Source organism: Caenimonas soli (assembly GCF_013155545.1).
GTDB classification, from domain to species: domain Bacteria; phylum Pseudomonadota; class Gammaproteobacteria; order Burkholderiales; family Burkholderiaceae_C; genus Ramlibacter; species Ramlibacter soli.
In genome coordinates this window covers 57,036-77,320 of sequence record NZ_JABJVV010000004.1, presented here as the reverse complement: position 1 = coordinate 77,320, position 20,285 = coordinate 57,036, and the positions used below count along the sequence as shown (strand labels likewise).

Below are 20,285 nucleotides of genomic sequence, written 5' to 3'. Positions count from 1 at the left end.
TTGACTGCAACAGCCGAGCTTGCCTACCCGCACCTGCAGGCCTGGTCCAACATGCTCGCGGAGCGCCCGGCCGTCCAGCGCCTCTTGCCGGCGTAACGCGCTTGCTGATGGTTTGCAAAGGCCGCGTTCAAAGCCGCGAGCGCCTCGTCGCTTCTGCGCTGGAGGTCCCATACCTTCGCCTCCAGTTGAACGACGAGGTCCCTGCCGCCAACATTGCAGCTGCGAGCCTTGCGCAATTCCGATTGCGCCGCGCATAGTGCGTCGTGGAGGTTTCTCCACGCCAACAGTCTGTTCTCGAGGTCAAGCATATATTCACTCTCGATGGTTGCCCGGGCGGGCAGTCACCTCTGTACGGCACGCCTGGGCGCACCATCTGACGCAATGGCGGGTGCGCCGTCATGCGAACGCGGCACTGTGTGCTGCGCTTGAATCCAGCGTCGGGCGTCCAGCACCGCACCTTGAATCGTGAGGCTCGGCATCGACCTGAGGAGACCATTCAGCGCCTTGCGAGCCTGACCATGGCCTTGGTCTGCCGCGACCTTCAACCATCTGAAGGCCTCGCGTTCTCGTCCCGGCGATTGCTGGTCTTCCGCCCCGAACAAGGCCAAGGCAAGGGCGAACTGTCCTTGCGCATCGCCGGCCTCTGCTGCCTTCGCGAGATACCGCTGCGATGCGTCTGCCTCTTTCGCGATATCCAGGAGCACTCCCATCTGGTACAGCGCCGCCGGCTCGCCCTCTGACGAGAGCCTCTGAATCTCGCTGACGCTTCTGGAATATCTCTCCCTTGCCGCATGCTCCAGCGTCGCTTGCAAGACGCGATCATTCACGAACTGATGGTCGCTCACCAGCCCACGCCGCTTCATCTCGGACATGAGCCTCGCCATGGCCGCGAGCGCTGCGTCGTACTGCTCAGCGCCGGCCGTTGCGGCGATTGCAAGACGATTCTCTTGGACTGCGCGCAAGCGGACCAGTTCGCCATCCGTGCTTCGCGAGCAGTCCCTGCGCAAGATCCTGAGAGCAATTAACACAACGAGCAACACCAGCGCGGCCATTAGAGCTGAGGCGAGTTCCATAGATGCTCCTTTTCGAGGACATGGGCTAAAGCTTAGTTGTTGCTCTTGTTACGTGAGTAGGAGATATGTCCTTATTTTTGACACTTTGAAACGCGACGCAGGAACGCTCCTACATCCTCTCGGCCAAGGGCCTTACGCCGCTGCGATTTGCATGCCTATTGAGCCCCTTTTCGCGCGGCGCAACCCTGACAGAAAACCGGGACATTTGTCCCGCGCATGTGTGACAAAACTTTGCCAAAAAAGAGAGGATCGTCCCTCGTGTCGCCGTCGTCCGCCTTCCAGACTTCACAAACCATTCAGGGAGCAGACGATGAACGCATTCAACCGAAGACTTGCCATCACAGCCCTCTCGGCCGCGCTGGCCAGTGCGGCAGGTATTACGTGGGCACGCGGTAGTGGCTCGGCTGGGCCTGGCGGACCCGGCGGACCCGGCACGGGCAACAGCGGCAATGGCGTGGGCAACACCGGTCCGGGCAACCAGGGCAACGACGGCAGCAACGGCAACGCCGGCGGCGGCGGCTCCAGTGGCGGCGGCTCCAGTGGCGGCGGCTCCGGTGGCGGCGGCTCCGGTGGCAGTGGCTCCGGTGCCGGCGGCTCTGGTGCCGGCGGCGCTGGTGCCGGTGCCGGTGCCGGTGCCGGTGGCGCTGGTGCCGGTGCCGGTGGCGGTGGCGCTGGTGCCGGTGGCGGTGGCTCTGGTGCCGGCGGCTCTGGTGCCGGCGGCTCTGGTGCCGGCGGCTCTGGTGCCGGCGGCTCTGGTGCCGGCGGCTCTGGTGCCGGCGGCTCTGGTGCCAGTGGCTCTGGTGCCAGTGGTTCTGGTGCCGGTGGTTCTGGTGCCGGTGGCTCTGGCGCCGGTTCCGGTGCTGGGGACTCTGCGGGCCCAGGCGGCCCCGGAGCGGGTGGTGCCCCTGGCCCGTCTGGTTCGGGAGACGCGGTGGTCTTCGGAAACGTGCCGGCGGGCCCAGCGACGGCCGCCGCGCCGGGTAACGGCCCGACCCCCACTTCTTCGGTCGCTTCCTCGTCACCGCAATGGGTGGAGAAAAAGGCGCTAGCCGACCAAACACCACCCACTTCGCATATGGGAGCGGGGCCTGATCAGATCGGCCCAGCGAAGCAGTAGAGACGCCGGCCAGCTATCTTTTTGATAGCTGGCCGTTTTCGCTTTGTACTCCCGCTGCGCCGCCGTAGCTTCTCGACCGGTACGTCACATTGCTAGCGTCGTTGCCAGCGGTATCACCGTTAGCGCACTAACTAACTATTAGTGCACTAACGGTCGCGCATGAAACTAGGTACCGTGAACAGGGTACATCCAACTCGGGACGTTCCTCCCCGTATCGAAAGGGCATTGCAACCATGAAGGTGGCTGCGCACCAACCTATCGTTTAGGCCGCGCGAGGCAGTGTCTTGAACAGCAGTTCTCCATGTTGCGTCGCGCTACTGCAGGTCCCCGCTTTTGACATCTCAACCGCTAAGGAGCTCTCCATGATTGCGCGACAAACTCTCAAAACCATCTTCACGCTACTCGTCGGACTTTGTTCCGCGGGGGTTGCCGGCATTGCCTCCGCCCAAGGCACGCCTTCGTCCAAGGCAACCTTCGCCTATAGCGAACTGATTTCCTTGCCTTCGTGCAGCAGCACCAGCGGGGGCTGCGGCAGCATCAGCGACGACAGCGGCTGGAAGTCGATCCTGAAACAGAAAATCAAGCTGGCCAACCAGAAGGATCTGTTCATGGGCGCGTCGCTCCAGTGCGGCATCGTCACCGACACAACCGTGAAAAGCCTGAACGGTTCCGAGGACTCGGCCGAGGCCCGCGGAACCATCCGGGTGCGGATCAAGATCACGACGCCTACGGGGGGGGTGGTCTATGCCGAGCCGAACAGTGGGCGCAATGCAACGGGCGCGGCGGACGCCGACGGCGTGGTGTTCTGCGACCGCATCCAGACCCTCAGGGCCAGGTTCTCGGGTCTGAACTGCACGGCGAACCTGACGACCGGCGCCGTGACCTGCAGCACCCCGGAAGAGCTGCAATTGATCCTCAAGACCTTGAACGCCAACGCTTTCAACTTCGTCGCGCCGGACCTCGCGTCGGGTGTTCACACCGTCGAAGTGCAAGCCAGGTCATCTGCCGCTACGGGCGCCACCGGTCTGAACGGATCCCTCGCCTCCGCCAACGCTTTCATCGGCGCGGGTTCGGTGGCCGTTGAATCGGTCCGCATGATCAAGGGCAACGACGGCACCACGCTTGCCATCGACTAAGTAGTGGTCGCCCAAGTGCCAGAGGAGTTGAGCTTAGCGCTCGACCCCTCTGGACAAGTCGAAGTACACCATCATCGAGGCCGTCACAGGCCTCATTTCGGGGAGGCTGCAATGAAGCATGGTTCGACGACCCTGGTCAGTGTCCTTGCCCTGGCGATAGTGACGGCATGTGGTGGCGGCGGCTCCGGCGGAATTACCGACCTCCAAGCCGTAACTGCAGCAGCCCCACCACCCCCAACGGCAGAGCGAGTAGTAACGATAGTCGGTCGCGAGCGCGTGGCCACCAACGCCCCTCCCGCGGCAAACACAATCCAGGCGAGGCCGGATCCGGTCCCACGCATCGACCCGCTGGTGGTCCAGGGCGTGCAAGCCGAATTGGACAAGATCGAACGCGCCCTAAGCCTTATCGACGATAGCAAGGTCGAAAAACACGAGGCACTTGAAATAGTACGCGACGCGCGCGCGGAACTGCAGAAAACCCGGCCCAACAAGCTCAAACTTCGCAGCCTTCTCGGCGGCCTCGTTCAGGGCGTGCAGACGTTGGACGGCGTCAGGAGTGCGGGCGATTTCCTGGGTCGACTGGTCCCGATGGTCTGACCTGGCCCGCCAACAAACGTAAGTTTTGCGGCTGAGCTTGGGATGGCGGTAACAGCCAAGTTGGGCGGCTCGTGCCCCGCTTGGACCCTCCCTCAGCCATACCCGCATGCCTTGTTGAGCTCAGTACCTGCGCGTGTCTCATCCATTTCCTGAACGGATGAGCAGTGGTCCAGACGCGGGAAAAAGTCTCGCCGGCAAGGCCCCTCTCAGGGTAAACATCTACGAGATTCCGTTACCTTTGTAGGCGGCCATCCGCGCGAATGTCGGACGGTTCCTACTACAGTCGGCTTTCTCGCTGAGGTTGGCCCTGCGCCCACCCGCCATCGCCGCATACGCGGCGAATCGCGGAGGCCGGTCCATAAAGCCCCAGCTCATCTTTCAACAGGTGGAAGGAATGGCGTCGAGCCAGCCGGAAGCCCCCAATCCCTTACATATTGTTGAACATGAGAAGACGTCTATTTCTCCATTCCAGCTCTGCCGCCGCGGTGGCCTACGCACTGACCGGTTGCGGCGGCGGCGGTGGCGGGGGCAGTGCCTCCGTCGCGGCTACGGCTGGCCCAGCCTTGGCAAACTCCGCCCCCGCCACCACGGCGGCCGCCTCGGGAAGCGGTTATGCCTTCGGTTCCCGCCTGGAGGCGTACGCAGCCGGCATCCTGCCGAGCAAGAGCAAGCAGTCCATGGATGCCGTGCTGACGAAGCAGTACGACGCCTGGAAGGCAGCGAACGTGGTTTCGGCCAATTCGGTCGTGGCGGGCGGCTACGCCGTGCAGTTCTCCAATCGCACCTACATCGCGGTATCCGAAGGCATGGGCTACGGCATGCTGCTGGCCGTGCTGTTTGCGGGGCATGACCCCCAGGCCAAGGCGGTGTTCGACGGCATGCTGGCCATGGTGCGCGCCCGCCCGGCATACGCCACCGGCTACCCCGCCCTGATGGAATGGCGCATCAACGCCGACGGCACTTCCGCGGGCGAAGGCTGGAACGCCATGGACGGCGACCTCGATATCGCCATGGCCCTGCTGATGGCGGACCGGCAATGGGGCTCGGGCGGAACCTGGAACTACAAATCCGAAGGTATCGCCACCATCAACGCCATGAAGGCGTGGAACATGAAGCCGGACGGCACGACCAAGGGCCTGCCCAACGCGAACAACAACCGGACGTCCGACTACATGATCGGCCACTTCCGGGCGTTCAAGAAAGCAACCGGCGATGGCATCTGGGACCTGGCCGTGACTCGCGCCTATGAACTCCTCGACGAGATGCAGACGAAGTTCTCGCCGGGCGTGGGCCTGATGCCGGACTTCGTGATCAACACGCACGCCTCGCCCTCGCCGTCCACCGGCTACATCGGTGACATGAACGACAAGGAAGGCTACTTCTGGTGGAATGCCTGTCGCAATCCGTGGCGCTTCGCTTCCGACTACCTGCTGTCGGGCGACGCCCGTTTTGCCTTGGTGACCGGCCGGATGATCGACTTCTTCAAGTCCAGCTCCGGTGGCGACCCGATGAACATCGGAACCGGCTACGCCCTCGACGGGACCAAGCTGACCGGTGGCAACAGCGCGGCGTACCACGGCCCCATCTGCGCCGGCGCCTGCGTGGACGCGCGCTTCCAGACCTTCCTCGACGCGATGTGGGACTGGAACGCGAGCCACCTCACCACCGGTTACTACGACGGCGAAATCCAGCTCCTGAGCATGGTCGTGGCCTCCGGCAACTGGTGGACGCCCTAAAGAGTTAGACTTACGCGCTTCGTGAATCCCGAAGCCAATCAACTCTGGCGCGCACCGCGCTGGGCCCTAGCCGTCCTGCTTGCCTTGCTTGGCATGCTGGGGCCCTTTTCCATCGACACCTACATCCCGGCGTTCTCTGGCATTGCCAAGGCGCTGGGCGCCACGCCGGTGCAGATGCAGCAGACGCTGTCGGCTTACCTGTTCGGGTTTGCCTTCATGAACCTGTTCCACGGGGCGCTGGCCGACAGTTTCGGCCGGCGCCCTGTGGTGCTCTGGGGCATCGCCGTGTTCACGCTGGCGTCGGCCGGTTGCGCCCTGTCGCAGACAATCGGCCAGCTGGTCTTCTTCCGCGGGTTGCAGGGGCTGTCCACCGGCGCGGGCATCGTGGTGTCGCGCGCCATCATCCGCGACATGTTCCCGCCGGCGCAGGCGCAGAAGGTGATGAGCCAGGTCACTATCTATTTCGGCGTGGCACCAGCCATCGCGCCCATCATCGGCGGCTGGCTGTTCGTCCACGCCGGCTGGCACAGCATCTTCTGGTTCCTGACGGCGGTGGGGGTGGCACTGTGGACGGCGAACTTCAAGCTGCTGCCCGAGACGCTGCACGTCACGCACCGCCAACCGTTCAACGTGCGCAACCTGATGCAAGGCTATTGGGAGCTGTGTTCGAACCCGCGTTTCCTGCTGCTGGCGCTGGCCAGCGGCATTCCCTTCAACGGCATGTTCCTGTACGTGCTGGCGGCGCCTGAGTTTCTGGGCACGCACCTCCACCTGGCGCCGACGGAGTTCTATTGGTTCTTCGTGCTCACCATCGCCGGCATCATGGGCGGCTCCTGGTACAGCGGGCGGCTGGCGGGAATGATTTCGCCGCGGCGCCAGATCCGTTATGGGTTCACGATCATGCTCGTGGTGTCGCTGGGCAACGTGGCCGCGAATTACCTGATGGTGGCCAGCGCCAGCTGGGCGCTGATACCGATCGCGGTGTTCGCCTTCGGCTGGGCCCTGATGGTGCCCGTGGTCACGCTGCTGGTGCTGGACATGTTCCCGGAGCGCCGCGGCCTGGCCTCGTCCTTGCAGGCCGTGATCGGGTCCACGGCCAACGGCATCGCCGCCGGAGCGATCGCCCCCTTGGTCATGCATTCCACGCGCGCGCTCGCGATCACGTCATTGCTGATGATGAGCGTGGGCTTGTTCGCCTGGATCTTCGTGCACCGCCGCTGGCCGGAAACCGGCCGGGCGGTGACCGCGGCCGCATAGTGCTACTTTCCGCGCAACCGCGACATCTGGTCCAGCGCCTCCTGCATGTCGCGCCCGTACTCGGCAAGGTAGCGGTCGCGCTCCTCGCTCTGCCATTCCGCCGGTGAAAAATCCTGCGTGTTGTAGCGTTTGCTCTGGTGCACCACGCCGGGCTGGCGCGGCATCATCGCGCGATCGGGGAAGGTGTCGGGCTGCAGCAGAAAGCCTTCGACGTCGACGAGCCGCAGCGGAAACACCGGGTTCTTGTCGTGCACCAGCACGCCGGCCAATGAAAGCTTGAATTCCGCCGCCCCGGCCGGCACCATTTCGTTGAACTGCAGCAAGGCGAACGGCTGGCCTGTCGCGTCGTACACCCGTCCGCTGGCCACATACCTACCCGAGGTTTTCACCTGGGCCTTGAGGTAGAAGTTCAGCGAGCCCTCTTCCAACGCCTCGCGCACGCCGGCCCAGGTGGCGGGCGCCGCCGGGCCGTAGATCACGTCGAAAGCCACGGCGCCCCGCTCCCCGTTGGCTGTCACCTGGACCAGTACACGGATCGTTCCTGCGTGGCTGCCAAAGCCCTGCGCTGCGGGCACCAGCCGCGCGCTGTACTTTCCGTCGGCCGCCACCTCGTCGGGGCCGGCACCGTCATCCACGAAGGGAACCTCGGCCTGGATGATGGCGATCAGCGCCGTGGTATCCGGCATGGACTGGGCCGCGGAGCGGTTGACGACCAACGGAACTGCCCGCCCCTCCTCGTCCACGGCCTCGATGGTGAACTTGGCGGAGTCGGCCCCGGCCACGAACACCTGCGACTGCGAAGTGCGCAGGCGCAGGCCCTTCACGGGCTTGCCCGAGGCCTCGCGCATCGGCAATTCTTCAACGACGGGTTCAAACGGCCGCACCTGGTCTGGATGCTCTTCGATGAGGCGGGATTCGGGCGGATAGCGGGTGGCGTCCCGGTAGCTGGTATAGACCTGCTCGGCGCGCACGTAACGCTGCTGCCACAGCACCAGCTGCTGCTGACGCGCCGCCAGTCCGGCCGCACTGAAAGGACCGCCGGCCGTGCCCTGGACCGGGCGCGATGCGCCGCCGGCTGCGGTTTGGGCCGTTGAGGCCGGGCCGCCGCCTTGGGATTCAGTGAGCGCCGTGTCGGCGGCCAACCACTGCCAGCCGAGCAGACCTGCCAGTGCAGCCGATGCGGCCCCGGCGAGCGCCCAGCGCCGGGATCGGCTCATTTAGCCAGGCTTTCCATATCGGCTCGGAGCCTTGACACGACACCGCTCCAGTTGCGCCTGGTGTAGTGGTCAAGCGCTTCGGCATCGTCGCGGAAGCTCACCGAGTGGTAGCTCCACTTGGCCCTGCCGCCCTCGTTGGGGCCCGAACCCAGCGTGAGGTTGTTGCAGAACCAGTCGGACGGATTGCAGAAGCTGGCGCCGCCGCTGCCGGACACGCCACCGGCCGAGTGATAGGCCACGACTTCGTCGTCCTGGCCCGGCAGGGTGATCGAGTACAGCGCGCCCTTGGCGCCCGCATACATATAGAACCACTTGGCGCGCGTCTGGTTGTGGTCGTACATCGCACGTGCGGTGGATGTCTTCAGGTCGGCCGTGAGCGGGTCCGCGACTGCCCAACTGCCCAGGTTCGCGAGCTCGGTCCCACCGGCCGCCCCCGCGGCAACGCCTACCCACTTGATGTTCCAGCCCGTCTGCGTGCCGCCCGTGCTGCCGCACACGCCCGAGCCGTCGGGAGCGGCGTTCTTGACTTCACGGGTGGTGCCGCCGAACAGCGACAGTGCGTAACCGATCTGCAGGTCGCCGGCGCTGTGCGCTGCGACATAGCACCAGTTGGTGCCGGTGCAGTAGCAATCCAGCGCGTCGCGAATGCGAAAGTTCTGGGTGGAGATGCGGTTGAAGCCGTCCCAGTTGACCGACCTCTTGTTCACCCCGGCAGCAGCTTCGGGCGGCCCCCAGTAGGTGAAGTCCAGGTGATTGCCGACGGCGCCGCCGCCATTGCGCCCATTGATCCAAAGGGAGTAGTTGGCGGCGTAGACCAAGCTCGCCACGCAGGCCAGCGCCACCGCCATGCCCACCATCGTTCGTACGGGATGCCGCATGACGGTCGCTCCTTCAAAAAACTTCCGGATGGAAATTTTTTTCCTGCGCGAGGTCGCGGCAAACCGTACAAACCCGTGACGAGCAGGCTTTGCGGTAGCGCGGCGCTCACCTCATCTCAACGATGGGGTGAGCTCTGATAACGCCTTAGTTTGCCGGCTTGTACGGGCGCTTCTTGATGTCGCGGGGCACGAACACCTTGCCGCCGTTGCCGGGCTTGGCCGGCTTGGCGAAGGTGGCCGGTGCACGGGGTGCGAAATCGCCACGCGGCGCGAAGCCGTCGTTGTTGCGCACGCCGAAGCCTTCGTTGCGGCCGCCGCCACCGAAGTCGCCGAAGCCGGGCTTGCGGCCGTAGCCGTCGTTGCCACGGCGCTGGTCGAAGCCGCCGCCGCCGCCGCCACCGCCGAAACCGCCGGTGCGCGGTGCGCCGAACTTGCGGTCACGCGAATGGTTGTCGCGGCTGCCACGGCCGGCGAAGTCGCCGCCCGGACGGCCGCCTTGCGGGGCGCGCTGCTGCGGCTCCATCCCGGGCACGGTTTCGGCCTTGAACGGCTGCTTCGTGTAGCCCTCGATGTCGAAGATCTTGCGGCGGTCGCGGAATTCGGCGAACGTCACGGCCAGGCCGTCGCGGCCGGCACGGCCGGTGCGGCCGATGCGGTGGGTGTAATCCTCGGCCTTCATCGGCAAGCCGAAGTTGAAGACGTGGGTGATGGTGGGCACATCGATGCCGCGGGCGGCGACGTCGGTGGCGACCAGCACTTGCACATGGCCCTGGCGCAGCGCCATCAGGCGGCGATTACGAAGGCCCTGGCTCAGGGCACCGTGCAGCGCGACGGCGTCGAAGCCGGCTTGCTGCAGATCATTGGCCAAACCATCGCACTCGATCTGGGTGCTGGCGAACACGATGGCCTGGTTGATCGTGGTGTCGCGCAGCCAGTGGTCCAGCAGCTTGCGCTTGTGCTGGGCGTTGTCGGCCCAGAACAGCACCTGCTTGATGTTGACGTGCTTTTGCTGCGGATTGTCGACCTGGATCCGGCGCGGCTCGCGCATCACGCGGGTCGCCAGTTGCTGGATGCGCGGCGCGAACGTGGCGCTGAACATCATCGTCTGCTTGCGCGCGATGGTGAGCTGGTTGACTTCGGCCAGGTCGTCGGCGAAGCCCAGGTCGAGCATGCGGTCGGCCTCGTCCACGACGAGGAACTGCACCTTGTCCAGCTTGATCTGCATCGAGCGCTGCAGGTCCAGCAGGCGGCCGGGCGTCGCGACCACGAGGTCGGCGTTTTGCAGCCTGGCGATCTGCATCTGGTAGGGCATGCCGCCGACCACGTTGGCGACGCGCAGGCCGCGGCAATGGCGGACCAGGTCGATGGCGTCATTGGCCACCTGCTGCGCGAGTTCGCGCGTGGGGCACAGGATCAGGGCGCCGGGGGTGGCGGCCTTGAAGTTGCGCGAGCTGGTCGGGTCCTTGCGCTTCGGGCGCTTGGGCGCTTCTTCGCCGCGGGCCAGGGCCTCGGCGGTTTCGCGCTCGAAGTCCAGGCGCTGCTTGGTCTCGGCATCGGCTTGCTGCTTCAGCAGCGTGTGCAGCACGGGCAGCAGGAAGGCCGCGGTCTTGCCGCTGCCGGTCTGGCTGGAGACCATCAGGTCGATGTGCGCTGCGGCTGCGTCGTCCGAAGGCAGGGCCAGGGGGATGGTCTGTTCCTGCACGGCGGTGGGCTGGGTGAAGCCCAGGTCCTCGACGGCGCGAATCAGTTCGGACGCGAGGCCCATCTTCAGGAAGCCATTGGGGGCCAGCGGCACGGCTTGCGCCACCACGTCGGAGGAGATATCAAGAGTTTGCACAGGCGCAAAGTCGCCCTGCACTTCAAAAGTGTCGGTCATTTATTTATTCACTCACACGCATACGCCGCCGAGGGGGTGGCGTTGTCGTCTATGGTTAAAAAACATCAACCATCAAACGACTATCAGGGCCTAGGCCGCTGGAGGCTCGTCAGCGCTGTTGAGCGCGTCCTGCGCCGTGAGGCGCGTTCCTGTATCTCAGGAATGAGCGGAGTGTGAAGGAGGATGCACGATGACTGCCTAATGCAGCCAAGCTGTCGATTATCGCACGTTCAGGGTTTTCCCGCAACCGGCTCAGTCGCCGTCAGCTTGAGGAAGTGCTCACGATAGTGGACAAGCTCATCGATGGACTCGTGCACGTCGGCCAGCGCCGTGTGTTTCTGCTGCTTCTTGAACGAGTTGTAGACATCGGGCCGCCACCGCTTGGCCAGTTCCTTGAGCGTGCTCACGTCCACGTTGCGATAGTGGAAGAAGGCTTCCAGCTTGGGCATGTACTTCACCAGGAAGCGCCGGTCCTGGCTGATGCTGTTGCCGCACATGGGCGTGCTGCCCTTGGGCGCGTACTTCGCCAGGAATTCCAGGATCTGCTGTTCGGCCTGCGCCTCGGTGACAGTCGAAGCCTTCACCTTGTCGATCAGTCCGCTGCGCCCATGGGTGCCCTTGTTCCAGGCATCCATTTTGTCCAGTTGGGCATCGCTCTGATGGATCACCAGCACCGGGCCTTCTATCCTGAGCGTGAGGTCGGCGCCCGTCACGATGACCGCGATTTCGATGAGGCGGTCGGTCTCGGGATCGAGCCCGGTCATTTCACAGTCGAGCCAGATCAGGTTCTGGTCGCTTTTTGCAAGGGTGGCTGGGGTTGGCGCGGCGGTTTCTGACATTTTGCGATTGTCGCCTATGCCCTAAACTTGGACGCAATGAACGCTTCCTACACACTGACCCTGGCCTTCGCCGCCTTCCTGCTGGCAAGCCTGGGCGTCAAGTTCTGGCTGGCCTCCCGCCAGATCCGCCATGTCGCCCGGCATCGCGATGCCGTTCCGGCAGCATTCGCCGGCACCGTGACCCTGCCCGCCCACCAGAAGGCGGCCGACTACACGATCACCAAGACGCGCTTCGGCCTGATCGAACTCGCCTTCGGCGCCGCCGTGCTGCTGGGCTGGACGCTGCTGGGCGGCCTGGACGTCCTCAACCGGGCGTTGCTGGGCTGGCTGGGCGCCGGCATGACGCAGCAGTTGGCCTTGCTGGCTTGCTTCGCGCTGATCGGCGGCATCCTCGAGCTGCCGTTGACGCTGTACCAGACCTTCGTCATCGAGGAGCGCTTCGGCTTCAACAAGATGAGCTTCAAGCTCTGGCTGGTCGACCTGTTCAAGTCGGTCTTGCTTGGCGCGGCCATCGGACTGCCGATCATGGCCCTGATCCTTTGGCTCATGGGCGCAACCGGCAGCCTGTGGTGGCTATGGGCCTGGGCCGTATGGATGGGCTTCAACCTGCTGCTGCTGGTGATCTACCCGACCTTCATCGCGCCTCTTTTCAACAAGTTCAAACCACTGGACGACGAAACGCTGAAAGCGCGGGTGACCGAACTGATGCGCCGCTGCGGATTCGCGGCCAAGGGCCTGTTCGTCATGGACGGCAGCAAGCGCAGCGCCCACGCCAATGCCTACTTCACCGGTTTCGGTGCGGCCAAGCGCGTGGTGTTCTACGACACCCTTTTGTCCAAGCTCTCGCCCGACGAGGTGGATGCCGTGCTCGCGCACGAACTCGGCCATTTCAAGCACAAGCACATCATCAAGCGCATCGCCGGTATGTTCGCGTTGAGCCTGGCCGGTTTTGCCCTGCTGGGCTGGCTGTCGACGCAGCTCTGGTTCTATACCGGGCTGGGCGTGCGCCCTAACCTGGACGGGCCGAACGACGCCCTGGCGCTGCTGCTGTTCATGCTGGCCGTGCCGGTGTTCTCGTTCTTCATTTCGCCCGTGTTCGCGCGGCTGTCGCGCAAGCACGAGTTCGAGGCCGACGCCTACGCGGTGCAGCAAACCAGCGGCAAGGACCTGTCCACGGCGCTGCTGAAGCTGTACGAGGACAATGCCTCCACGCTGACGCCCGATCCGGTCTTCGTGAAGTTCTACTATTCGCACCCGCCGGCCTCCGAGCGGCTGGCGCGCATGACTGCGGGGAGTTTCGTATGAGCACCATGCTGAAGAAGAAGGACTGGTCGCTGTTGCCGCGCCGCGCGCTGACAGGGCCCGAGATCGTCACGCGGCTGGCGGCGGCGCCGGGCTGGAAACTCACCGGCGACGGCGCCGACGTGGCCATCGAGAAGACCTACACCTTCGGGAACTACTACGAGACGATCTCGTTCGTCAACGCCGTGGCCTTCATCGCCAACGCCGAGGACCATCACCCGGACCTTTCCGTCCACTACAACCGCTGCGTCGTGCGCTTCAATACGCACGACGTGAAGGGCCTGTCCGAGACCGATTTCGAGTGCGCGTCGCAGGTCGACGCGCTGCTGGCATGAGGGTGGTTTCTTGACCGAGCGCGCGGCGCTCGATCGCGGGCTGGTGGTGGCGAGCCACGGACGCCACTGCGTCGTCGAAACCCCGGAAGGCAAGCGCCTGATTTGCCACCCGCGCGGCAAGAAGAGCCAGGCCGTGGTCGGCGACCGCGTGCTGTGGCAAGGCTCACACGACGAAGGAACGATCGAGAAGGTCGAAGAGCGGCGCAACCTGTTCTACCGGCAGGATGAAATCCGCACCAAATCCTTCGCGGCCAATCTCGACCAGGTCCTGATCCTTATCGCCGCCACGCCCGAGTTCTCCGAAAGCCAGCTGGCGCGGGCACTGATCGCCGCCGAAGCGGAGCGCATCGCGCCGGTGATCGCGTTGAACAAGAGCGACCTGGTGGAGCCGTTCGAGCGCGCCTGGGCTCGTCTCCAGCCTTACCAGCGCATGCACTATGGCGTGTTGCCGCTGTCGCTCAAGCACTCCAGCCAGGTCGACCGGGACCATCTGCTCAAGCACCTGGAGGGCAAGACCACCCTGGTGCTCGGCCCCTCGGGCGCGGGCAAGAGCACGCTGATCAACCTGCTGGCGCCGGGCGCCCTGGTCGTGACCGGTGAGATTTCCCAGGCATTGAACTCCGGCAAGCACACCACGACCAGCACCGCCTTGTACTGGGTCGACAAGAAAAGCGGCACCGCGCTCATCGACTCGCCGGGGTTCCAGGAGTTCGGCCTGAACCACATCGAGCCCATGCAGTTGGCGGGGTGCATGCCCGACCTGAAAGCCCACATGGGCAACTGCAAGTTCTACAACTGCACCCACCTGCATGAACCGGGCTGCGGCGTGATCGCAGCCGTGGGTTCGGACGCGAACACCGAAGGCATCACGCCCTCGCGCTACCGGATCTACAAAGAGCTGTTCGCCGAACTGTCGCAGCCGGAGCGGTTCTAGGGTCCAGGCGCTAGCCCAGCAGGCGCGCCAACGTCAGCAGCGCCAGCAAGACCATCCACAGCACGACCGACCGCCACACCAGGCCAACGATGCTGCGCAGGTGCCCGACCTCCGCCTCGCGGCCGGGCGTGCTCTCGGTGTCGTCCATGGTGGCCTGGGTGCCATTGGCGGAATGGGCCGACTTCAGCGCCTCGCCGCCCAAGCGCACATTGACGGCGCCGGAGGTGGCGGCCAGGATGACGCCGTCGTTGTCGTTGGGAAATCGCTGTGCGTAATTGCGCCAGCAATCGATCGCGTCCTCGAAGCTCCCGACGACGGCGAACGCCAGCGCCGTGATGCGGGCGGGCAGCCAGTCGATAGCGGCCCAGGCCCGGGCCGCGGCGGACTGCAGGGCCACGCTGGCAGGCTGGGTCTGCGTGCGGTTGCGGTGCTTCCAGTAGCGCGCGACGAACTCGCTCATGCGGTACAGGATCGCACCGGCAGGCCCGAAGCCGAAAGCGGCCAGCACCGAGAACCAGGCCAGCACGCCGAACACATGGCGGTGTGCTGCCAGCACCGAATACTCGATCACATGGCGCACGATCTCGCTGCGCGGCAACTCGCTGGCATCGACCTGCTGCCATTGCGCCAGCAGCTCGCGGGCGGTGTCCTCGTCACCGGCGTCGAGCGCATCGCGGATATTGGTGAAGTGATGGCTGAACTGCCGGAACCCCAGCGTCACGTACAGGACCGCCACGCTCCACACCACGGCGAAGGGCCATCCCAGCGTGAGCGCCAGCGCCCAATGCACCGCCACGGCGGCAACGGCGGGTAGGAGCACCGCCACCGTCCAGGCCACCCAGCCATGGTGCGGCTTGCCCGCGTCGAAGTTCCTGCTCGCCCACCGGGCCCAGCCCCGCAGAGAAGCGTGGATCGGGTTGTGCCGCGCCAGGGGACGCACCTGCTCCAAAAGCAGCGCGAACAGGATGGCGAAGAAGCTCATGCGGCAATCATAAAGCCGCCGCCCAAAAAAGCCGGCTAGGCGGCCAGGAATCGGTAGAAGTTGCGCAGCATGGCGGCGGTGGCGCCCCAGACGAAGCGCTCGGTGGTTCCGTCCATGTACGGCATGGAGAACCACTCGCGGCGCGCGCCGGCCCACTCGATCGCATGCCGGTGGTGGTGGGCGGGGTTCATCAGGAAGTCCAGCGGCACCTCGAACGCATCCGCAACCTCGAAGGCGTTGAGCGTCAGCTTGTGATCGGGATTCACCAGGGCCACGACCGGCGTGATGATGAATTGCGTGCCGGTGGTGTAGGTCGGCATCTGGCCGATCACTTCCACCATGCCGGGGGCAAGCCCGATCTCCTCGTGCGCCTCGCGCAGCGCGGTGTGCGCCTCGTCAATGTCGGTGTCGTCGCGCTTGCCACCGGGGAAAGCGACCTGCCCCGAATGCGTGGACAGGTGCGTGGTGCGTTCGGTCAGCAGGATTGTGGGCCGCTCGCGCATTACGATGGGGACCAGCACGGCGGCCCTGGCGGATCGTCGCTCGGCGATCCTGGGCTCGTTCCAGACCTCCGGCTCCCAATTCGGCGGGTCCCGAAACCGCTCGCGCAACGCCTTCGGCGCCAGCGCTTCCGGCCGCACCGCAGGCAGGTGCGTGTCGATGCCGATCACCGGCACCGTGCGGGGATCGAAATTCGGCAGCTTGGACAGCGGCACGTAGGTGGGGGCGGGACTGATGGGCATGGGCCAGAATGAGAAAAGCCGCCACGAGCACGAAGCTGCGGCGGCTCTTCGCGGGGCGCTTGCTTACTGGGCGGCGGCCAGCTTGCTGGGCAGCTTTTCCTTGATACGGGCCGACTTGCCGCTGCGCTCGCGCAGGTAGTACAGCTTGGCACGGCGCACATCGCCGCGGCGCTTGACTTCGATGCCGGCGATCAGCGGGCTGTAGGTCTGGAACGTACGCTCCACGCCTTCGCCGCTGGAGATCTTGCGCACCGTGAAGCCGCTGTTCAGGCCGCGGTTGCGCTTGGCGATGACGACGCCTTCGTAGGCCTGCACGCGCTTGCGGGTGCCTTCAACGACGTTCACGCTGACTATGACGGTGTCGCCGGGGGCGAATACGGGAATTTTCTTGCCCAGGCGGGCAATCTCTTCCTGTTCCAGGGTTTCGATGAGATTCATGGTTTTTTACCTCTGTGATCGTGCCCGCGCTACGCTAGGGGCGGCATTCGAACGCTTGGAAGCGTTGCGAGCCGCGGCCGGGCAGAGGATCGAAAAGCCTCTGATTATAAACAACTCAAGGCAGCTTGCTCAAGAGCGCCTCATCGGCCTTCGACAGGCGCCCGGCGGCGCGGGCGGCGGCGATCAAGTCCGGGCGGTGCCGGGCCGTGATCTCCAGGCGCCGGTCGCGGCGCCAGCGCTCGATCTGGACATGGTGGCCGGAGAGCAGCTCGGGTGGGGCCTTGAGCCCCTCCCACTCCTCCGGACGGGTGTAATGCGGGCAATCCAGCAGCCCGTCCAGCGCCGGGTTGAAGCTGTCGAACTGGTGGCTGTCCTCGTCGCCCAGCACCCCCGGCTGCAGCCGGGCAACCGCATCCAGCAGGGCCATGGCCGCAATCTCTCCGCCGGAAAGCACGAAATCCCCCAGGCTGATCTGGACATCGACGTGGCGGTCGATGAAGCGCTGATCCACGCCTTCGTAACGTCCGCAGACCAGCACCGCGCCCTGGCCGGCCGACCAGCCCTCCACCCCCGCGTGGTCCAGCTTGGCGCCGATCGGTGAGAACAGCACCACCGGCGCGGCATCGCCACGCTGCGCCTTGATAGCGGCCAGGCACTGCGCCAGCGGGCCGGCCAGCATGACCATGCCGGGCCCGCCGCCGAAGGGCCGGTCGTCGACGCGGCGGTAGTTGCCTTCGGCGAAATCACGGGGATTCCACAGATGAACATCGACCTGCTTGGACTCGTAGGCGCGCCGGGTCACGCCGCTGGCCAGGAAAGGCGCGAACAGCTCGGGGAACAGCGTGATGACGTCGAAGCGCATGACGCCAATGTTAGTAGTCGGCTTGCCAGTCGACCGTGATCTTCTTGCCTGGCAGGTCCACCCCGTCGACATAGGCGGAAACGAAGGGAATCATCCGTTCCATCGCCTTGCCGTCCTCGGTGTAGTCGAGCACCAGCACGGTTTGCGGGCCGGTGGAGAGCAACTCTTTGACCTGGCCCAACGCCACGCCCTCGCGATTGACCACCTGAAGGCCGATCAGGTCGACCCAGTAGTACTCGTCGGTGCTTGCCGTGGGAAAGCTGGAGCGCGGAATGAAGATTCGCGCGCCCTTGAGCGCCTCGGCGGCGCTGCGGTCATCGACCTCGTGGGCACTGGCGACGATGGTGTCAGAATGCTCCTTGGCCTCGCGCACGCGCAGGAGCACGGTTCCCGTGAAGGTCTTCGTACCCCTCTCGGTGGGCAGCAGGTACCAGCGCTTGGAAGAAAAAAGCGCCTCGGGGGAGGCGCTGTGGGGCAGGACCTTGAACCAGCCCTTGATGCCCCATGCATCGGCGATGCGCCCGACTTCGATGGCGTCCGCCGGCAGTTCGGCGGGATCCAGACCTGGCAGCGCGGCTGCCGGACGCCCGGGCGTCACCGTCTTAAGCTGCCTTGGCGGCGGCTTGCTTGAGCAAACGCTCGACGGTCGGCGAGGCTTGCGCGCCTACGCCGCGCCAGTACGTCAGGCGGTCCTGGGCGATGCGGATGCTTTCCTCGTTTTCCTTGGCGATCGGGTTGTAGAAACCCAGGCGCTCGATGAAGCGGCCGTCGCGGCGGGTACGCTTGTCGGCAACGACGATGTTGAAGAACGGGCGGGCTTTCGCGCCGCCGCGGGAGAGTCGAATGACGACCATGATTTATCCTTGGGTGGAGGAAGAAAAATTCTTCCAAAATCTTTCCAGCGTTGAGACACGCGCTAATGGCCACCCGGCCAGCGACACGCTGTAGAGCCCACGATTATAGCGTTTTGAACATATGAGCACCATCCGACCCAGCCGCGACTCCGATTTACCCGCGATCGCGGCGATTTATTCGCACCATGTGCTCAACAGTACGGGCACCTTCGAAACCACGCCGCCCACCGAGAGCGAGATGGCAACGCGCCGCGCCGACGTGCTGGCCAAGGGCCTGCCCTACCTCGTGGCCGAGGACGGCGGGCAGGTGCTGGGCTTTGCCTATTGCCAGTGGTTCAAGCCGCGCCCGGCTTATCGCTTTTCGGCCGAGGACTCGATCTACCTGCACCCGGATGCCGCCGGCAAGGGCCTGGGCAAGGTGTTGCTCGCCGAACTGGCCCGCCAGGCGGAAGCAGGCGGGATCCGCAAGCTGATAGCGGTGATCGGTGACTCGAACAACGCCGGCTCCGTCGGCGTGCACCGCGCTCTCGGCTTCTCGCCCGTGGGCACGATCAAGTCCTGCGGCTGGAAGTTCGGCAAATGGCTGGACATGGTGATGATGGAAAAAACCCTGGGCGAAGGTGACGCCACCCCACCCGAACCCGCCGCCCGATGAAAAACAAGACCTTCGCCGCCTGGCTCGCCTTCCTGGGTGGGCCGCTGGGCCTGCACCGCTTCTACCTGCATGGCATCAAGGACCTGCTGGGTTGGGCCTTGCCGATCCCCGCGGCACTGGGCCTGTATGGCATCCAGCGCCTGCAACGCTATGGCGTGGACGACCAGTGGAGCTGGGCGCTGATACCGCTACTGGGCTTCACCATCGCCGGCTGCGCCCTCACGGCGATCGTCTACGGGCTGACGACGCGGGAAAAATGGAACGCACGTTTCAACCCGGGCGCCAACGAGGATGCAGCGGCGGGCGGCACCAACTGGTTCACGATAGCCGCCGTCGTGTTTTCATTGCTGATCGGCACCACGGTGCTGATGGCCAGCATCGTCTACAGCTTCCAGCACTACTTCGAATACCAGGTCGAAGAAGGCCGCAAGATTTCCCAATGATCAGAATATCTGCAGGCTGACCCAGTAGGCGATCGCCGCGACGAAGGCGCTGGCGGGAATGGTGAAGATCCAGGCCCAGACGATGTTGCCGGCCACGCCCCAGCGCACGGCGCTGGCGCGCTGGGTGGAGCCGACGCCGACGATGGCGCCGGTGATCGTGTGCGTAGTGGAAACCGGGATGCCCAGCGCCGTTGCCAGGAACAACGTGATGGCGCCGCCGGTTTCCGCGCAAAAGCCCCCCACGGGCCGCAGCTTGGTGATCTTCTGGCCCATGGTCTTGACGATGCGCCAGCCACCGAACATGGTGCCGGCCGCGATCGCGAAGTAGCAGCTGATGATCACCCAGGTAGGCGGGCTCTTGTCACCGACAGCCACATAGCCCGTCGCGATCAACAGCATCCAGATGATGCCGATGGTCTTTTGCGCGTCATTGCCGCCGTGGCCCAGGCTGTAGGCGCCGGCCGAAACCAGCTGCAGGCGGCGGAACCAGCTGTCCACGCGCGACGGCGTGGCACGCCGGAAAACATTGGCCACCAGCACCATCATCAGCGACCCGAGCAGGAAGCCGAGGGTGGGCGACACGAAGATGAACAGCACGGTCTTCCAGATGCCGGCGGCGATCAGAGCGCCGGCTCCCGCTTTGGCGATCACCGCGCCGACGATGCCGCCGATCAGGGCATGCGAGGAACTGCTGGGGATGCCGTAGTACCAGGTCAGGAAATTCCAGGTGACCGCGCCCACCAGCGCCCCGAACACCACGTGGGTGTCCACCACGCCGGGCTCGACGATGCCCTTGCCCACGGTGGCCGCCACACTCAGGTGGAAGATGAAGATGGCGACCAGGTTGAAGAACGCGGCGAACAGCACGGCATGGCTTGGCTTCAGCACGCCCGTGGAAACGACGGTGGCGATCGAGTTCGCCGCGTCGTGAAAGCCATTCATGAAGTCGAATGCCAGTGCCAGCGCCACCAGCAGGAACACCACCCACAGGGCGGCTTGCGCGGTTTGCAT

The 20,285-nt window shown here is 65.0% G+C and carries 22 protein-coding genes; 10 read left to right on the top strand and 12 right to left on the bottom strand.

Annotation, left to right across the window (positions count from 1 at the left end):
• Positions 1–341 precede the first annotated feature (341 nt).
• Entirely contained in the window at positions 342–1,073 is a 732-nt protein-coding gene (locus HNE04_RS07350; protein ID WP_172217886.1) for a sel1 repeat family protein, read from the bottom strand.
• A 524-nt stretch (positions 1,074–1,597) separates the two neighbouring features.
• Between HNE04_RS07350 and HNE04_RS28280 the strand changes: the two genes are divergently transcribed.
• From HNE04_RS28280 to HNE04_RS07325, 5 genes are all read left to right on the top strand, one after another.
• Positions 1,598–2,122 carry a hypothetical protein gene (locus tag HNE04_RS28280; RefSeq protein WP_172217885.1) on the top strand — a complete coding sequence of 175 codons (525 nt, stop codon included), beginning with the start codon at positions 1,598–1,600 and terminating at the stop codon, positions 2,120–2,122.
• 430 nt (positions 2,123–2,552) lie between these two features.
• The gene (locus tag HNE04_RS07340; RefSeq protein ID WP_172217884.1) at positions 2,553–3,326 is read left to right on the top strand and encodes a hypothetical protein; all 774 of its coding nucleotides are present in this window, start codon (positions 2,553–2,555) and stop codon (positions 3,324–3,326) included.
• Between the two features lie 276 nt (positions 3,327–3,602).
• On the top strand, positions 3,603–3,923 hold the full coding sequence (locus HNE04_RS07335) for a hypothetical protein (RefSeq protein WP_172217883.1): 321 nt from the start codon (positions 3,603–3,605) through the stop codon (positions 3,921–3,923).
• A gap of 443 nt (positions 3,924–4,366) precedes the next feature.
• Positions 4,367–5,659, top strand: a complete 1,293-nt coding sequence (locus HNE04_RS07330) for a glycosyl hydrolase family 8 (RefSeq protein ID WP_172217882.1) — start codon at positions 4,367–4,369, stop codon at positions 5,657–5,659.
• 21 nt (positions 5,660–5,680) lie between these two features.
• A complete protein-coding gene (locus tag HNE04_RS07325) occupies positions 5,681–6,916 on the top strand; it encodes a multidrug effflux MFS transporter (RefSeq protein WP_172217881.1) in 1,236 nt (411 codons plus the stop codon).
• A 2-nt stretch (positions 6,917–6,918) separates the two neighbouring features.
• Here the strand turns inward: HNE04_RS07325 and HNE04_RS07320 are convergent, their stop codons facing one another.
• The 4 genes from HNE04_RS07320 to orn all read right to left on the bottom strand — a co-directional run bounded on the left by HNE04_RS07320 (position 6,919) and on the right by orn (position 11,726).
• Positions 6,919–8,133, bottom strand: coding sequence for a choice-of-anchor X domain-containing protein (locus HNE04_RS07320; protein WP_172217880.1), 1,215 nt, complete (start codon positions 8,131–8,133; stop codon positions 6,919–6,921).
• On the bottom strand, positions 8,130–9,011 hold the full coding sequence (locus HNE04_RS07315; protein ID WP_172217879.1) for a hypothetical protein: 882 nt from the start codon (positions 9,009–9,011) through the stop codon (positions 8,130–8,132). The genes HNE04_RS07320 and HNE04_RS07315 overlap by 4 nt, the downstream gene beginning before the upstream one ends.
• A gap of 145 nt (positions 9,012–9,156) precedes the next feature.
• On the bottom strand, positions 9,157–10,887 hold the full coding sequence (locus HNE04_RS07310; RefSeq protein WP_172217878.1) for a DEAD/DEAH box helicase: 1,731 nt from the start codon (positions 10,885–10,887) through the stop codon (positions 9,157–9,159).
• Between the two features lie 230 nt (positions 10,888–11,117).
• Entirely contained in the window at positions 11,118–11,726 is a 609-nt protein-coding gene (gene orn, locus HNE04_RS07305) for an oligoribonuclease (protein WP_172217877.1), read from the bottom strand.
• 36 nt (positions 11,727–11,762) lie between these two features.
• Here orn and HNE04_RS07300 point away from each other — a divergent pair, with 36 nt between their 5' ends.
• Genes HNE04_RS07300 through rsgA form a run of 3 tightly spaced genes read left to right on the top strand, consistent with a single transcriptional unit; the run spans position 11,763 to position 14,297 of the window.
• Positions 11,763–13,031, top strand: a complete 1,269-nt coding sequence (locus HNE04_RS07300) for a M48 family metallopeptidase (protein ID WP_172217876.1) — start codon at positions 11,763–11,765, stop codon at positions 13,029–13,031.
• A complete protein-coding gene (locus HNE04_RS07295) occupies positions 13,028–13,363 on the top strand; it encodes a 4a-hydroxytetrahydrobiopterin dehydratase (RefSeq protein ID WP_172217875.1) in 336 nt (111 codons plus the stop codon). Before HNE04_RS07300 ends, HNE04_RS07295 begins: the two co-directional genes overlap by 4 nt.
• Positions 13,364–13,373: 10 nt before the next feature.
• Positions 13,374–14,297: a ribosome small subunit-dependent GTPase A gene (rsgA, locus tag HNE04_RS07290; RefSeq protein ID WP_172217874.1), complete on the top strand. Its 924-nt coding sequence runs from the start codon at positions 13,374–13,376 to the stop codon at positions 14,295–14,297.
• A 10-nt stretch (positions 14,298–14,307) separates the two neighbouring features.
• Here rsgA and HNE04_RS07285 read toward each other — a convergent pair whose 3' ends face one another.
• From HNE04_RS07285 to rpsP, 6 genes are all read right to left on the bottom strand, one after another.
• The gene (locus tag HNE04_RS07285; protein WP_172217873.1) at positions 14,308–15,279 is read right to left on the bottom strand and encodes a CobD/CbiB family protein; all 972 of its coding nucleotides are present in this window, start codon (positions 15,277–15,279) and stop codon (positions 14,308–14,310) included.
• A gap of 35 nt (positions 15,280–15,314) precedes the next feature.
• Positions 15,315–16,022, bottom strand: coding sequence for a CoA pyrophosphatase (locus tag HNE04_RS07280; RefSeq protein WP_172217872.1), 708 nt, complete (start codon positions 16,020–16,022; stop codon positions 15,315–15,317).
• Between the two features lie 63 nt (positions 16,023–16,085).
• On the bottom strand, positions 16,086–16,460 hold the full coding sequence (rplS, locus tag HNE04_RS07275) for a 50S ribosomal protein L19 (RefSeq protein WP_172217871.1): 375 nt from the start codon (positions 16,458–16,460) through the stop codon (positions 16,086–16,088).
• Positions 16,461–16,575: 115 nt separating this feature from the next.
• Complete coding sequence (gene trmD / locus HNE04_RS07270; protein WP_172217870.1) at positions 16,576–17,322, bottom strand: tRNA (guanosine(37)-N1)-methyltransferase TrmD; 747 nt, start codon at positions 17,320–17,322, stop codon at positions 16,576–16,578.
• A gap of 10 nt (positions 17,323–17,332) precedes the next feature.
• Positions 17,333–17,920 (bottom strand): ribosome maturation factor RimM, encoded by a 588-nt coding sequence (gene rimM / locus HNE04_RS07265; RefSeq protein ID WP_172217869.1) that lies wholly within the window; start codon positions 17,918–17,920, stop codon positions 17,333–17,335.
• 4 nt (positions 17,921–17,924) lie between these two features.
• On the bottom strand, positions 17,925–18,176 hold the full coding sequence (gene rpsP, locus HNE04_RS07260; protein WP_172217868.1) for a 30S ribosomal protein S16: 252 nt from the start codon (positions 18,174–18,176) through the stop codon (positions 17,925–17,927).
• A 121-nt stretch (positions 18,177–18,297) separates the two neighbouring features.
• Here rpsP and HNE04_RS07255 point away from each other — a divergent pair, with 121 nt between their 5' ends.
• Positions 18,298–18,831, top strand: a complete 534-nt coding sequence (locus HNE04_RS07255; RefSeq protein ID WP_172217867.1) for a GNAT family N-acetyltransferase — start codon at positions 18,298–18,300, stop codon at positions 18,829–18,831.
• The gene (locus HNE04_RS07250) at positions 18,828–19,274 is read left to right on the top strand and encodes a TM2 domain-containing protein (protein WP_172217866.1); all 447 of its coding nucleotides are present in this window, start codon (positions 18,828–18,830) and stop codon (positions 19,272–19,274) included. The genes HNE04_RS07255 and HNE04_RS07250 overlap by 4 nt, the downstream gene beginning before the upstream one ends.
• Here HNE04_RS07250 and HNE04_RS07245 read toward each other — a convergent pair whose 3' ends face one another.
• Positions 19,275–20,285, bottom strand: coding sequence for an inorganic phosphate transporter (locus HNE04_RS07245; protein WP_172217865.1), 1,011 nt, complete (start codon positions 20,283–20,285; stop codon positions 19,275–19,277).